Raw genomic sequence first — 12,644 nt, 5'->3', positions numbered from 1 at the left:
CGTCGCCCCCGCGCGCCTAGCGCTGCCTCCCGCATCTGCGCCGGGGTAAGCGCCCCGGGGGAAGGCGAAGAAAGGATCTGACATGAGCACCCAAGCACTACACCAAGGCCTGCTGCGTTTTATCACCGCAGGTTCGGTCGACGATGGCAAGAGCACCCTGATTGGCCGCCTGCTGTATGACAGCAAGGCTGTGCTGTCCGATCAGCTGACCGCGCTGACCAACGCCAAGAACAAGCGTACCGCCGGCGAGCAGATCGATTTCTCGCTGCTGACCGATGGCCTGGAAGCCGAGCGCGAGCAGGGCATCACCATCGACGTGGCTTATCGCTACTTCTCCACCGCGCGCCGCAAGTTCATCATCGCGGACACGCCGGGGCATGAGCAGTACACCCGCAACATGGTGACGGGCGCCTCCACCGCGCACGCCGCCATCGTGCTGGTCGACGCCACCCGCGTGACGGTGACCGATGGCCGCGCCGAGCTGCTGGCGCAGACCAAGCGCCATTCGGCCATCCTGAAGCTGCTGGAGCTGCAACACGTGATCGTGGCCATCAACAAGATGGACCTGGTCGAATTCAGCGAAGAGCGCTTCAACCAGATCCGCGCCGCCTACACCGAGCTGGCCAGCCAGCTGGGTTTGAAGGATGTGCGCTACGTGCCGGTGTCGGCGCTGCGTGGCGACAATATCGTCAACGCCAGCCAGGCCATGCCGTGGTACCAGGGCGAGCCGCTGCTGCCGCTGCTCGAAGCCCTGCCGGTGGAAGAACCCGCACCCGAAGGCGACGCCGCGCTGCGTTTCCCGGTGCAGCTGGTGATCCGCCAGGACGGCGCCCAGGCTGACGACTTCCGCGGCTATGCCGGCCGGGTCGAGGCAGGCACCGTGCGCGTGGGCCAGAAGCTGCGCGTGCTGCCGGCCAACCGCGATGCGCTGGTGGCCGAAGTGCTGACCCCCAACGGCGTGGCCGAATCGGCCAGCGTGGGCGAGACGGTGACTGTGCGTTTGTCGGAAGACGTGGATGTGTCACGCGGTGATATGTTCGTGGCTGCCGCCGCGGACAGCGTTTCGGCCAAGAAGCTGACCGCCGACCTGTGCTGGTTCGACGACGAATCGCTCAATCCGGCCCGCAAGTATGTGCTCAAGCACACCACGGCCAGCGTGTTCGCGCGGGTGTCGTCGGTGGATCGCGTGCTGGATGTGCATACCCTGCTGCACGAGACCGACCGCCACGAAATCGGCCTGAACGATATCGGCTCGGTGCAGATCTCGCTGCAAAAGCCCATCGTCTGCGACAACTATGGCGACAACCCGGCAACCGGCGCTTTCGTGCTGATCGACGAAGCCACCAACCACACCGTGGCCGCTGGCATGATCCGTGCATTCGCTTGAGGCGAGTACATAGACAAAGCGATCAAGTGAGCGCGAAGGAGCATGGCATGGGCAAGGTCTATCTGATCGGCGCGGGTCCCGGCGCCGCGGACCTCATTACGGTGCGCGGTGCACGGCTTTTGGGCGAAGCCCAGGTGGTGCTGCACGATGCGCTGGTCTCGCCCGAGATGCTGGCATGGTGTCCGCAGGCGCAGCTGATCGAGGTGGGTAAGCGCTGCGGCCAGCGCTCCACCGCGCAGTTGTTCATCAACCGCCAGATCGTGGACCAGGCCAGCAAGTTCGAGCGCGTGGTGCGCTTGAAGGGTGGGGATCCGATGCTGTTCGGCCGCGCCGACGAGGAACTGCAGGCGCTGGAAGAAGCCGGCATCGAGTACGAGATCGTGCCGGGCATCACCGCCGCGCTGGCGGCCGCATCCGCTATCCGCAAGCCGCTCACCAAGCGCGGCGTGTCGCGCAGCGTGGCGTTTGCGACGCAATCCAAGGCGGCTGACACGATCGACGTGGAGGCTGATGTCAAGGCCGATACGGTGGTGTATTACATGGGCCGCGACCAGGCGGCATCCATCGCCGCGCAGCTGATCGCGCACGGCAAGCCGGCTTCCACGCCCGCCTGGGTGGTCGAGGCCGCGACCTCCGCGCACCAGCGCAGCCGCCAGTTCACGCTGCGGCAGATGGCGGCGGGCGAGGCGGCGGCCTGGATCAATCCGGTGCATCCCAGCCTGCTGATGATCGGCGAAGCGCTGGCCTCGCGCTCTAGCGAGGTGGTGCCGCAGGATGCGGATGGCGACGTTGCATACGCGCAGACTCGCGCGGCCTGAAGCACTGGGTGCGATGTAAAAAAGCCGGACAACGTAGCGTTGTCCGGCTTTTTCTTTGCGCTTGTGTGCTTGTGTGCTGGTGTGCTTTCGGGCTGCGCCGGTTTGCTCCCTCTCCCGCTTGCGGGAGAGGGAGAGACAGCCGTCGTCATGGCGTGCGGCCTTGGCCTGTTCTTCGGCTTCGTTCGATGTCTCAGGTGCGCTGTTCCGCGCCGGCGAGCGTCACCACGCAATAAGCCGCAATCGCATCCAGCACGCTGTCATCCTCGCCGACAGCCGCCGCGCAGCGGATCGTCACCCCCGCAAGCTGGCTCCGGCAATCATCCAGCAACGCCGGCAGGTCCCGCCGCAGATGCCCGCCCTGGCCAAAGAACACCGGCACCACATTGATGTCGGTAACGCCCCCGGCGGCCAGCTCCGCCAGCGTATCCGGCAGCGAAGGCGTCATCAGTTCCAGGAAGGCCAGGCGCACCGCGCAATCCGGCAGCGCGGCTGTCAGCCTGGCGTGCAGCCGGTCAAACGGCTCGCGCCAGCGCGCATCGCGCGCGCCATGGCCGAACAGCACCATGGCCTGGCGGGGAAGGGGCGTGGTATTCATCTTCGAGCCTCAATGCATTCTCAATGCTTGCGCTGGCTGGCTGCTTAATGCCGGTCCACCCAGCGCAACGCGCCAAGCGCCACCAGCAGGTACAGCGTGCCGGGGATCAGCGCCGAGACGATGGGCGGCCAGGTATGCAGCAGCCCCACGTGCGAGAACAGGGTGTTGGACAAGTGGAAGGACAGCCCCAGCATGATGCCGCCGAACACCTTCACGCCCACCGCGCCGGCCCGCGCGTGCAGGTAGGCAAAGGGCAGGGCCAGCGCCACCATCACGAACAGGGTCAGCGGGTAGATCACTTTCTTCCAGAAGGCGATCTCGTAGCGCTGGGTATCCTGCTTGTTGTCGCGCAGGTGGCGGATATAGCGGAACAGGTCCACCGTGGACATCCGCTCCGGCTCCACCAGCAGCACCGACAGGATCTGCGGCGTCAGCTCGGAGCGCATGGCCATGGTGGGCACGCTTTGCTGCTCGCCGCGGAAGGCGGGTGCCAGGGCGTCCGCCTGGCCGGGCTTGCCCCTGGGCAGTTCCAGGAAGTGGGTCTCGGTCACGCCGGTGAGCTGCCAGGACTGGCCGCCCTCGTAGCGGCCTTCCTTGGCCACGCGGATCACGCTCAGCCGGTATTGGTCGTCGAACTCGTAAATGGTGACGCCGGTGATGCTTTGGTCGGGCCGCAGGCCGGCCACGTTGACGAAGCGCGTGACCTCATGGCCCATGGAGGCATCGCGGTCGCGGTCCTTGACCCACACGCCGGAGCGAAAGCCCGCCGAAACCGTGGCGCCCAGTGCTTCGAGCTTGACCTTCTGCGCGTACTGCTCGGCCTTCGGGCCGATGAACTCGCCGAAGATAAACGTGGCGATGGCCAGCGGAATCGCCAGCTTGAACAGCGAGAACAGCGCCTGGCGCGTATTCAGCCCGGCCACCCGGAAAATGGTGTACTCGGACTGGCTGGCGAGTTGCGAGAACACATAGATGGCGCTGATCAGCACGGCGATCGGCAGCACCTCATAGATGCGGGTGGGCGCCTGCAGGATGACGTGGAAGAACGCCACCAGCGAGGTGTAGCGGCCGGCCACGCTCTCGAGCTCGCTGAGCATGTCGAAGAACACGAACAGCGCCAGCACCGCAAACAGGATGAAGGCGAAGACGCCGTAGATCAGCCGCGCGAAATAACGCTCGTAGACGCGCAATACCTTCATGCCTGGGTCCCCCGGGCGCCGCCCTTGCGGGGCAGGCCGAAGACCGCGCGCCAGCCACCCAGGCTGCGGTTCTGGCGGTAGCGGAACAGCATCACCGCGCCCAGCAGGGCGATCAGGTGGAACGGCCACCAGGCCAACGAGAACGGGATGGAGCCGGAGCGCACCCAGGCCTGCGAGAGATTGATCACGTTACTGTAGGTCAGGTAGATCAGCACCGCGAAGACCAGGGGCGTGTAGCGGCCCAGGCGCGGGTTGACGTAGGCAAGCGGGATGGCGATCAGCACGAAATTGAAGGCCAGCAGCGGCAGCGACAGGCGCCACAGCAATTCGCCCAGGTTCTCGTTGGTGCGGTTGCGCAGCAGGTCGATGGTGTCGCGGCTCTTGGTCGGCAGGTTGGCGTCCGACTCAGGTGGTTTGTTGTCCACCTTGACCGCGTACTGGTCGAACTCGACGATGCGGTAGTCGATCTTGCCGGGCGTGCCGGCATAGCGGCGGCCGTTTTCCATCACCACCATGCGGTCGCCGTTGGGCATGGTCTGGAACTGGCCCTGGTGGGCCAGCGCCACGCCGATCTTGTCGGCCTCGGCGTTGGCCACGAAGACGTTGCGCGCGTGCTTCATGTCGGCGTCGATGCCTTCGATGAACAGCACGTAATTGCCCTTGGCCGGCTCGATGAAGCGGCCGGCGGCAATCATGGACAGCACGCCGCGCTGCTCGAAGCGGTCGCGGAACAGCGCGCTTTGCTGGTTGGCCCACGGCCAGGCGAACATGCCCAGCAGCAGCGACATGATGATGAAGGGCGCGGCAAACTGCAGCACCGGCTTGACCAGGTCGCGCAGCGAGATGCCGGCCGAGAACCACACCACCATCTCCGAGTCCTTGTACCAGCGCGTGAGCACGATCAGGGTGGAGATGAACAGGGTGGCGGACAGCAGGATCGACAGGTAGCCGATGGTGGCCAGGCCGATCAGCATCAGGACGTCATTGGGGCTGGCCTGGCCATTGGCGGCCATGCCGAGAATACGGATTACGAGCGAGGTCAGCATGAAGGTCAGCATGACCAGAAACACCGCGCCGGCGGTGTATGCGAGCTCGCGACGCAAGGCTTGTTGAAAGATCATGCGGAGTCGGTTCCGGGCTGCCGGCCGGCGCGGGCGATGTCGGTGCCGGGGGCTTGCTGGCAAGCATAGCGGACCGGCGGCGGCAAATCGCGGATAATAGGAGCTTTCGTGGTGGACAAGCCCCTGGAAGGAAGCGCGATGGAATTTAGCACAAAAGCCTTGGATTGGATCAAAGCGGGCCAAAATGGTTTCCTGGCAACCAAGACCGATTGCCTGGTGGTGGGCCTGTTTGAAGGACAGAGCCTGGCCGGCGTGGCCAAGGCGCTCGACGTGGCAACCAAGGGTTTGGTCTCCCGGCTCATCAAGCTGGGCGATTTCGAAGGCAAGCGCGGTACCCAGCTGATGCTGCACGAAGTGGCCGGCGTGGGCGCTGCCCGCATCCTGCTGGTGGGCTTTGGCAAGGAAGCCGAGTTCGGCGACAAGGCGTTCGCCGAGGCGGTGCGCACCGCGCTGCGTGCCTTGTCCGGCACGCGCGCCGCCAATGTGCTGTGGTGCCTCGCCCAGCAGCAGGCCCCGCAGCAAGCTGGCAATGCCCGCGACCTGGGCTGGCGCCTGATTACCACCGTCACCCTGATCCGCGAGGCGGGCTACCGCCTGCTGGAGCGCCATCCGGGCCTCAAGCGCGCCAACGCCAATGCCAAGGGCGACGGCAACGGCAACGGCGCCGACAAGCTCACCGGCCTGCGCAAGGTGGTGCTTACCGTGGACGCGGCTGATGCCAAGGCGGCCGCCCAGGCCGTGGTCCGCGGCGCGGCCATCGCCAACGGCATGGAGCTGACCAAGGACCTGGGCAACCTGCCGTCCAATATCTGCACGCCGACCTACCTGGCCAATACCGCGCGCGGCATCGCCAAGCGCCACAAGCTCAAGGTGGAAGTGCTGGGCCGCAAGCAGCTCGAGGCCCTCAAGATGGGCGCCTTCCTGGCGGTCACCAAGGGCGCGGTGGAGCCGCCCCAGTTCATCGTGCTGCGCTACGACGGTGCCTCGGCCAAGCAGGCGCCGGTGGTGCTGGTGGGCAAGGGCATCACCTTCGATACCGGCGGCATCTCGCTCAAGCCCGGCGAGGGCATGGACGAGATGAAGTACGACATGTGCGGCGCCGCCTCGGTGCTGGGCACGCTGCAGGCGGTGGCCGAGATGGGCCTCAAGCTGAACGTGATCGCGGTGGTCCCCACCTGCGAGAACATGCCGTCGGGCAACGCCACCAAGCCCGGCGACGTGGTCACCAGCATGTCCGGCCAGACCATCGAGATCCTCAACACCGACGCCGAGGGCCGCCTGGTCCTGTGCGACGCGCTGACCTATGTGGAGCGCTTCAAGCCGGCCGCGGTGGTGGATGTGGCAACCCTGACCGGCGCCTGCATCATCGCGCTGGGCCACGTCAACAGCGGCCTGTACGCGCGCAACGATGGCCTCGCGGACCAGTTGCTGCAAGCCGGCCGCAAGGCCATGGACACCGCCTGGCGCATGCCGCTGGACGATGACTACCAGGACCAGCTCAAGTCCAACTTCGCGGATATGGCCAATATCGGTGGCCGCCCGGCCGGCAGCGTGACCGCCGCCTGCTTCCTGGCGCGCTATACCGAGAAGTACGACTGGGCCCACCTGGACATCGCCGGCACGGCCTGGAAGAGCGGCGCCGCCAAGGGTGCCACCGGCCGCCCGGTGCCCCTGCTGGCGCAGTTCCTGATGGACCGCGCTGGCTGAAGCCGGATGGTCAGGCTTGATGCTTGACAGCAGGGACGGGCCGGCGCCGGCATCTGCGCGGGTCCGTCCCTGTTTAGCTTCATTCTCACAGGATTGCTTTCAACCATGACGCGTATCGATTTCCACAGCAACGTGCCCGACAAGCTCGGCTACGCTTGCCGGCTGATCCGCAAGGCGTATGGCGCCGGCCAGAAACTGGTGGTGCATGGCGCGCCGGAGCAGCTGGCGCAGCTCGATGCGCGCTTGTGGACGTTCTCCGCGCTGGATTTCCTGCCGCATTGCGGCGTGGACAGCCCGAACGCCGCGGTGACGCCGATCGTGCTGGCGGCCGCGCTGGACCAGGCTCCGCACCATCAGTTGCTGATCAACCTTGGCGCCGAGCCGCCGGCGCAGTTCGCCAGCTTCGAGCGCATGATCGAGGTGGTCGGCAGCGACGCCGACGACCGTGCCGCAGGACGCGAGCGCTTTCGCCTGTACCGCGAGCGCGGCTATCCGCTCGCGCACCACGATATCGCCCAGGCCGGCCAGGCTGGCCAAGGCGCACCGAGCGCGCAAGCCAAGGGGGATGCCGCATGACCGAACGCACCACCTCGCGCGTGATCCCGCGCATCGGGCCCAACGACAGCATTCCACTGCTGACGGAAGTGATCGACCTGCCCGCCGACGGCGCCAGTCAGACGGCGCCGTACGCGGCGCCCACCGCGGCCACGCAAGCCGTAGCGTGGTCGGATTCCGGCGCTGGCGGCCCAGGCCATGCCCAGCCCGTGCATGACATGACCTGGCCCGGCCCGGTCACCCACGTCGTCATGCCCCGTGAGACCGGCGACGGCATTCCCGCGCCCGAGATCCCGGCGCTGCACCAGCCAACCCCGTCGACCCAGGTTGGCGCCTACTCGGTCTCGCATGCCACGCACCACGCCAGCCCGCCGCCCAGCCCGGATGAGCTGCGCGCCGTGCGCAGCGAGCTGCTGACCCGCGTGATGATGCGGTTTCGCACCGAATGGCCGCAGGTGGTGGAGGCCCATACCGAAGCCACGCTGCAATCGCGCCTGGCCCCGCTGACCGCGCAACTGGCGGCGGAACTGACGCAGGCGATGGAGGCCCGGCTGGTGGAGTGGCTGGACGCCACGCTGGAAGAAATCGAGCGGGATCCGGGCGGGATGTGAGGGTGCCAACCGCGCGGGTGTTTGCGTCTGCGCCGCACCATGAAAAAGCCCGCGATCGCTCGCGGGCTTTTGTCCTTCTGGCGATGAAGCCGCCGCCTCAGTCCGTCACAGCGCCCTTGCTGGCGGTCGAAGCCAGCTTGGCGAACTTGGCCAGCACGCCACGGGTGTAGCGCGGTGCCGGCTGCTTCCAGGCGGCGCGGCGCTTGGCCAGCTCTTCTTCGCTCACGTTGAGTTCCAGCAGCAGCTTGTGCGCGTCGATGGTGACCGAGTCGCCTTCCTGCACCAGCGCGATGTTGCCGCCCACGTGCGCTTCCGGCGCGACGTGGCCGACCACCATGCCCCAGGTGCCGCCCGAGAAGCGGCCGTCGGTGATGAAGCCGACCGATTCGCCCAGGCCCTTGCCGATGATGGCCGAGGTGGGGGCCAGCATTTCAGGCATGCCGGGGCCGCCCTTGGGGCCCAGGTAGCGCAGCACCAGGATGTCGCCGGCGTTGATCTTGTCGGCCAGGATGGCGTCCATGGCGCTTTGCTCGTCCTCGAACACGCGGGCCGGGCCGGTGATGACCGGGTTCTTCAGGCCGGTGATCTTGGCAACGGCGCCTTCCTGTGCCAGGTTGCCCTTCAGGATAGCCAGGTGGCCTTCCTTGTAGAGCGCCTTTTCGATCGGCATGATCACGTCCTGGTCGGCGCGCGGGGTGTCCGGCACGTTTTCCAGTTCCTCGGCCAGGGTGCGCCCGGTGATGGTCAGGCAGTCGCCGTGCATCAGGCCTGCCTTGAGCAGGATCTTCATAACCTGGGGAATGCCGCCCGCGCGGTGCAGGTCGGTCGCCACGTACTGGCCCGACGGCTTCAGGTTGCAGATCACCGGCACCTTGCGGCGGATGCGCTCGAAGTCGTCGATGCTCCATTCCACTTCTGCCGAGTGGGCGATCGCCAGGTAGTGCAGCACGGCGTTGGTGGAGCCGCCGGTGGCCATGATCAGCGCAACGGCGTTCTCGATGGACTTGCGCGTGATGATGTCGCGCGGCTTGATGTCCTTCTTGATGGCCTCGACCAGCACGCGTGCCGATTCGGCGGCGCTGTCGACCTTTTCCTGGTCCGGGTTGGCCATGGTCGACGAGTACAGCAGCGACATGCCCAGCGCCTCGAACGAGGAGCTCATGGTGTTGGCGGTGTACATGCCACCGCACGAGCCCGACGACGGGCAGGCGTTCTTCTCGACGCCCTCGAAGTCTTCCTGGCTCAGGCGGCCGGCGGTGAATTCGCCCACGGCCTCGAACGACGACACGATGGTCAGGTCCTTGCCCTTCCAGTTGCCCGGCTTGATGGTGCCGCCGTACACGTAGATGCCCGGCACGTTGGTGCGCGCCAGCGCGATCATGCCGCCCGGCATGTTCTTGTCGCAGCCGCCGATCACGACCACGCCGTCCATCCACTGGCCCTGGGTCGCGGTCTCGATACAGTCGGCGATGACTTCGCGGGAGATCAGCGAGTACTTCATGCCTTCGGTGCCCATCGACATGCCGTCCGAGATGGTCGGGGTGCCGAAGATCTGCGGGTTGGCGTCGGAGGCCTTGATGGCCGCCACGGCGGCGTCGGCCAGGCGTTGCAGGCCGGAGTTGCACGGCGTGATGGTGGAGTGGCCGTTGGCGATGCCCACCATCGGCTTGTCGAAGTCTTCCTTCTTGTAGCCCAGCGCGTAGTACATCGAGCGGTTGGGGGAGCGCGCCACGCCTTGCGTGATGTGCTGCGAGCGTTTGTTGTATGCCATGGGAATCTCCGGGGGAAGTGTGCCGGCCTGCGCGGGGCGCCTCGGGGTTCCGAGGACCGGGCAGGCTCTTGCCATGTTGTGGACGAGAGCATGCCGCTTGCCTTTTATCGTGTCAAATATATTATTCAACCTTTATTGAGTCGAAAAACATATCAGGAGCTCCTTTGGACCTGCGCCAGTTGCGCTATTTCGTCACCGTGGCGGAGGAGTTACATTTCGGCCGCGCCGCGCGGCGCCTGGCCATGACGCAGCCGCCGCTGTCCCAGCAGATCCAGGCGCTGGAGGAGGAGATCGGCGTGCAGCTGTTCGCCCGCACGCGGCGCTCAGTGGCGCTCACCCCTGCCGGCCAGCAATGGCTGCCCGAGGTGCGCCGCGTGCTGGCCGATGCGGCCGCGCTGCCGGGCCTGGCCCAGCGGCTGGCGCGCGGGGAGGCCGGCACGCTGTCGCTGGCCTTTGTCAGCACGGCCGACTATGGCATCCTGCCCGACCTGCTGCGGCGCTTCCGGGCGCGGCACCCCAATGTGCAACTGCAACTGCGCGAGGCCACCAGCGATATCCAGCTGGAGGCCCTGATGGACGGTGGCATCGACGCCGGGCTGGTGATCCGCCCGCAACTGCCGGCCATGCCGCATGGCGTGGCCTACCTGCCGCTGGTGCGCGAGCCGCTGGTGCTGGCCGTGCCGCAGGGCTGGCGCCCGGATGGCTCAGCGGGGGCGGCCGACGGAACGGAGCCCGGCGTTTCCCTGAAAGAGGCGGCGCACGAGCCGTTGATCATCTTTCCCCGGCGAAGCGCGCCGGCGTTTTATGACATCATTACGGGCTGTTACGCGCGCGAAGGCCTTACGCCGGTGATTGCCCAGGAAGCCATCCAGATGCAGACGATCGTCAGCCTGGTATCCGCCGGCATGGGCGTGGCGCTGGTGCCGGCCTCGCTTTGCAACCTTCGCCGTACCGGTGTGTCCTACCTGCCGTTGCGCGGCGCCGGGCCCGATATCGAGACGGGGCTGGTGTGGCGTGAGGCTGGTGCCGACAGCGTGAGCCCCGTGCTGAGATCGTTCATCGAGATCGCCGGCGCGCTGGCCGCTGCCATGACGCTGACGCAAAACGCTGGCATAACACCGGGCACGGAGCCGGGCGCGCAGCTTGGCACTGCCGCTGCGGCAACGCACCTGACGGACGCAGCCTGAACCCTGAGATCGCGCCGGAGGCCAGTTTGCCCGTGCACGATCTCTCTACCTACAACCTAACCACGGCACACATGCTGATTCATCCCCAATTCGACCCGGTTGCGATTCATCTCGGCCCGCTCGCCATCCGCTGGTACGGGCTGATGTACCTTGCCGGGTTCATCATGTTCCTGTGGTTCGGGCGCCTGCGCATCCGCCAGCCGCATATCGCGGCCCAGGGCTGGACAGTCAAGGACCTGGACGACATGCTGTTCTTCGGCGTGCTTGGCGTGATCCTGGGCGGGCGGCTGGGCTACGTGTTTTTCTACAAGGCCGATTACTACCTGAGCCATCCGCTTGAGATCTTCAAGGTGTGGGAGGGCGGCATGGCCTTCCACGGCGGTTTTCTGGGCGTGATCGTGGCGATGTGGCTGTTCGCCAAGCTGCGCGGGCGGCACTGGATGGAGGTTACCGACTTCATCGCGCCGATGATTCCCTGCGGGCTGGCGGCCGGGCGCATCGGCAACTTCATCAACGGCGAGCTGTGGGGCCGCCCCACCGACCTGCCGTGGGGCATGATCTTCCCGCAGGCCGGCGACAACATTCCCCGCCATCCTTCGCAGCTTTATCAATTTGCCGGCGAAGGCGTGGCGCTGTTCATCATCCTGTGGCTGTTCGCCAGGAAGCCGCGCCCCATGGGCGCGGTCTCGGGCGTGTTCCTGATCGGCTACGGCGGGTTCCGTTTCCTCGCCGAGTTCGCGCGCGAGCCGGATAACTTCCTGGGCCTGCTGGCGCTGAACTTCTCCATGGGCCAGTGGCTGAGCCTGCCGATGATCCTGGCTGGCATTGCCTTGGTGGTGTGGGCGAACCGTCACGGACAGGCGGCGCAGGCCCCGCTCCGTTGAAGCCGGCGCGGATGACCCCGCAGGTGACCATGTTCACCGCTGCCATCTTCGATATGGATGGCCTGCTGATCGACTCCGAGCGCGCCATCATGCAAGCCTGGATTGGCGCCGCGCGCGAGATCGGCATCACGCTGGCGGCCAGCGACTACGTGCAGGTGATCGGCAAGGCCAAGCCGGAGTCCGATGCCTTCCTGGTTTCCCTGCTTGGCGACGAGCATGCCTTCCGCCAGGTGCAGGCGATGGCGGGCGCGCAATTGCATGCGCCGGCCACCGGGCCCCGGTTTCCGCTGAAGCCCGGCGCCAGGGAATTGCTCTCGGCGCTGCACGGCGCGGGCATTCCCTGCGCGGTGGCGTCGTCGTCCCGTGTCGAGGAGATCAAGGACCGGCTCGGGCGCGTGGGCGTGTTGGATTTCTTTTCTTCCGTCTCGGGTGGTGACGAGGTGCGCCGCGGCAAGCCGGACCCGGCGCTGTACCAGCTCGCCGCCGAGCGCCTTGGCGTGGCGCCGCAGGCGTGCCTGGCCTTCGAGGACAGCGAGAACGGCGCAACGGCCGCGAACCGCTCGGGGGCGCGGGTGGTGGTGGTGCCCGATATCAAGCCGCCTTCGCCGGTCGTGACCGGATTCAGTTTCCGGGTGCTGGGCACGCTGCATGAGGCCATTGCGCATGTGCCGCACTGGTTTGGCGCCCATGCGGCAAGGAGTTTGGCGGGCTAGTCCGCACGCGGCATTACGTGGCGTTGCAGTCCCATTTCCCCGTCGTGGTGCATGTTGCGCATGCGGCTGCGCAACATCGAATTGTCTTGCCATCCA

The 12,644-nt window shown here is 66.5% G+C and carries 12 protein-coding genes; 8 read left to right on the top strand and 4 right to left on the bottom strand.

Annotated features, from left to right (window positions below; all coding sequences use genetic code 11):
- Positions 1–82: 82 nt before the first annotated feature.
- Together RR42_RS16250 and cobA are read left to right on the top strand one after the other, a co-directional pair.
- Entirely contained in the window at positions 83–1,387 is a 1,305-nt protein-coding gene (locus RR42_RS16250; RefSeq protein ID WP_043348915.1) for a sulfate adenylyltransferase subunit 1, read from the top strand.
- A 47-nt stretch (positions 1,388–1,434) separates the two neighbouring features.
- A complete protein-coding gene (cobA, locus tag RR42_RS16245; protein ID WP_043348910.1) occupies positions 1,435–2,205 on the top strand; it encodes a uroporphyrinogen-III C-methyltransferase in 771 nt (256 codons plus the stop codon).
- A gap of 190 nt (positions 2,206–2,395) precedes the next feature.
- Here cobA and RR42_RS16240 read toward each other — a convergent pair whose 3' ends face one another.
- From RR42_RS16240 to lptF, 3 genes are read right to left on the bottom strand one after another with little or no spacing between them, the layout of a single operon-like run.
- Complete coding sequence (locus RR42_RS16240) at positions 2,396–2,800, bottom strand: sirohydrochlorin chelatase (protein ID WP_043348907.1); 405 nt, start codon at positions 2,798–2,800, stop codon at positions 2,396–2,398.
- A 44-nt stretch (positions 2,801–2,844) separates the two neighbouring features.
- A complete protein-coding gene (gene lptG, locus RR42_RS16235) occupies positions 2,845–3,999 on the bottom strand; it encodes an LPS export ABC transporter permease LptG (RefSeq protein WP_043348904.1) in 1,155 nt (384 codons plus the stop codon).
- A complete protein-coding gene (gene lptF, locus RR42_RS16230) occupies positions 3,996–5,120 on the bottom strand; it encodes an LPS export ABC transporter permease LptF (protein WP_043348900.1) in 1,125 nt (374 codons plus the stop codon). The genes lptG and lptF overlap by 4 nt, the downstream gene beginning before the upstream one ends.
- A gap of 138 nt (positions 5,121–5,258) precedes the next feature.
- Between lptF and RR42_RS16225 the strand changes: the two genes are divergently transcribed.
- The 3 genes from RR42_RS16225 (at position 5,259) to RR42_RS16215 (ending at position 7,993) form a co-directional block, all read left to right on the top strand.
- Complete coding sequence (locus RR42_RS16225; protein WP_043352232.1) at positions 5,259–6,827, top strand: leucyl aminopeptidase; 1,569 nt, start codon at positions 5,259–5,261, stop codon at positions 6,825–6,827.
- Between the two features lie 105 nt (positions 6,828–6,932).
- A complete protein-coding gene (locus RR42_RS16220; RefSeq protein ID WP_043348897.1) occupies positions 6,933–7,403 on the top strand; it encodes a DNA polymerase III subunit chi in 471 nt (156 codons plus the stop codon).
- Positions 7,400–7,993: a hypothetical protein gene (locus RR42_RS16215; protein ID WP_043348894.1), complete on the top strand. Its 594-nt coding sequence runs from the start codon at positions 7,400–7,402 to the stop codon at positions 7,991–7,993. Before RR42_RS16220 ends, RR42_RS16215 begins: the two co-directional genes overlap by 4 nt.
- Positions 7,994–8,090: 97 nt before the next feature.
- Here RR42_RS16215 and ilvD read toward each other — a convergent pair whose 3' ends face one another.
- Positions 8,091–9,764, bottom strand: a complete 1,674-nt coding sequence (gene ilvD / locus RR42_RS16210; protein WP_043348892.1) for a dihydroxy-acid dehydratase — start codon at positions 9,762–9,764, stop codon at positions 8,091–8,093.
- A gap of 164 nt (positions 9,765–9,928) precedes the next feature.
- Between ilvD and RR42_RS16205 the strand changes: the two genes are divergently transcribed.
- The 3 genes from RR42_RS16205 (at position 9,929) to RR42_RS16195 (ending at position 12,548) form a co-directional block, all read left to right on the top strand.
- Positions 9,929–10,951, top strand: coding sequence for a LysR family transcriptional regulator (locus RR42_RS16205; protein WP_043348890.1), 1,023 nt, complete (start codon positions 9,929–9,931; stop codon positions 10,949–10,951).
- A 71-nt stretch (positions 10,952–11,022) separates the two neighbouring features.
- Positions 11,023–11,835 (top strand): prolipoprotein diacylglyceryl transferase, encoded by an 813-nt coding sequence (lgt, locus tag RR42_RS16200; RefSeq protein ID WP_043348886.1) that lies wholly within the window; start codon positions 11,023–11,025, stop codon positions 11,833–11,835.
- 29 nt (positions 11,836–11,864) lie between these two features.
- Complete coding sequence (locus RR42_RS16195) at positions 11,865–12,548, top strand: HAD family hydrolase (RefSeq protein WP_043352230.1); 684 nt, start codon at positions 11,865–11,867, stop codon at positions 12,546–12,548.
- Positions 12,549–12,644: the final 96 nt, after the last annotated feature.

Origin of the sequence: Cupriavidus basilensis, assembly GCF_000832305.1 — a bacterium.
Classification (GTDB): domain Bacteria; phylum Pseudomonadota; class Gammaproteobacteria; order Burkholderiales; family Burkholderiaceae; genus Cupriavidus; species Cupriavidus basilensis_F.
This window is presented reverse-complemented; position numbering and strand designations above follow the sequence as displayed.

What these genes read in the sequence shown, in the direction of transcription:
- RR42_RS16250 (WP_043348915.1), top strand. Translation starts at nt 83, where the DNA reads ATGAGCACCCAAGCACTACACCAAGGCCTGCTGCGTTTTATCACCGCA.
- cobA (WP_043348910.1), top strand. Translation starts at nt 1,435, where the DNA reads ATGGGCAAGGTCTATCTGATCGGCGCGGGTCCCGGCGCCGCGGACCTC.
- RR42_RS16240 (WP_043348907.1), bottom strand. Translation starts at nt 2,800, where the DNA reads ATGAATACCACGCCCCTTCCCCGCCAGGCCATGGTGCTGTTCGGCCAT.
- lptG (WP_043348904.1), bottom strand. Translation starts at nt 3,999, where the DNA reads ATGAAGGTATTGCGCGTCTACGAGCGTTATTTCGCGCGGCTGATCTAC.
- lptF (WP_043348900.1), bottom strand. Translation starts at nt 5,120, where the DNA reads ATGATCTTTCAACAAGCCTTGCGTCGCGAGCTCGCATACACCGCCGGC.
- RR42_RS16225 (WP_043352232.1), top strand. Translation starts at nt 5,259, where the DNA reads ATGGAATTTAGCACAAAAGCCTTGGATTGGATCAAAGCGGGCCAAAAT.
- RR42_RS16220 (WP_043348897.1), top strand. Translation starts at nt 6,933, where the DNA reads ATGACGCGTATCGATTTCCACAGCAACGTGCCCGACAAGCTCGGCTAC.
- RR42_RS16215 (WP_043348894.1), top strand. Translation starts at nt 7,400, where the DNA reads ATGACCGAACGCACCACCTCGCGCGTGATCCCGCGCATCGGGCCCAAC.
- ilvD (WP_043348892.1), bottom strand. Translation starts at nt 9,764, where the DNA reads ATGGCATACAACAAACGCTCGCAGCACATCACGCAAGGCGTGGCGCGC.
- lgt (WP_043348886.1), top strand. Translation starts at nt 11,023, where the DNA reads ATGCTGATTCATCCCCAATTCGACCCGGTTGCGATTCATCTCGGCCCG.
- RR42_RS16195 (WP_043352230.1), top strand. Translation starts at nt 11,865, where the DNA reads ATGTTCACCGCTGCCATCTTCGATATGGATGGCCTGCTGATCGACTCC.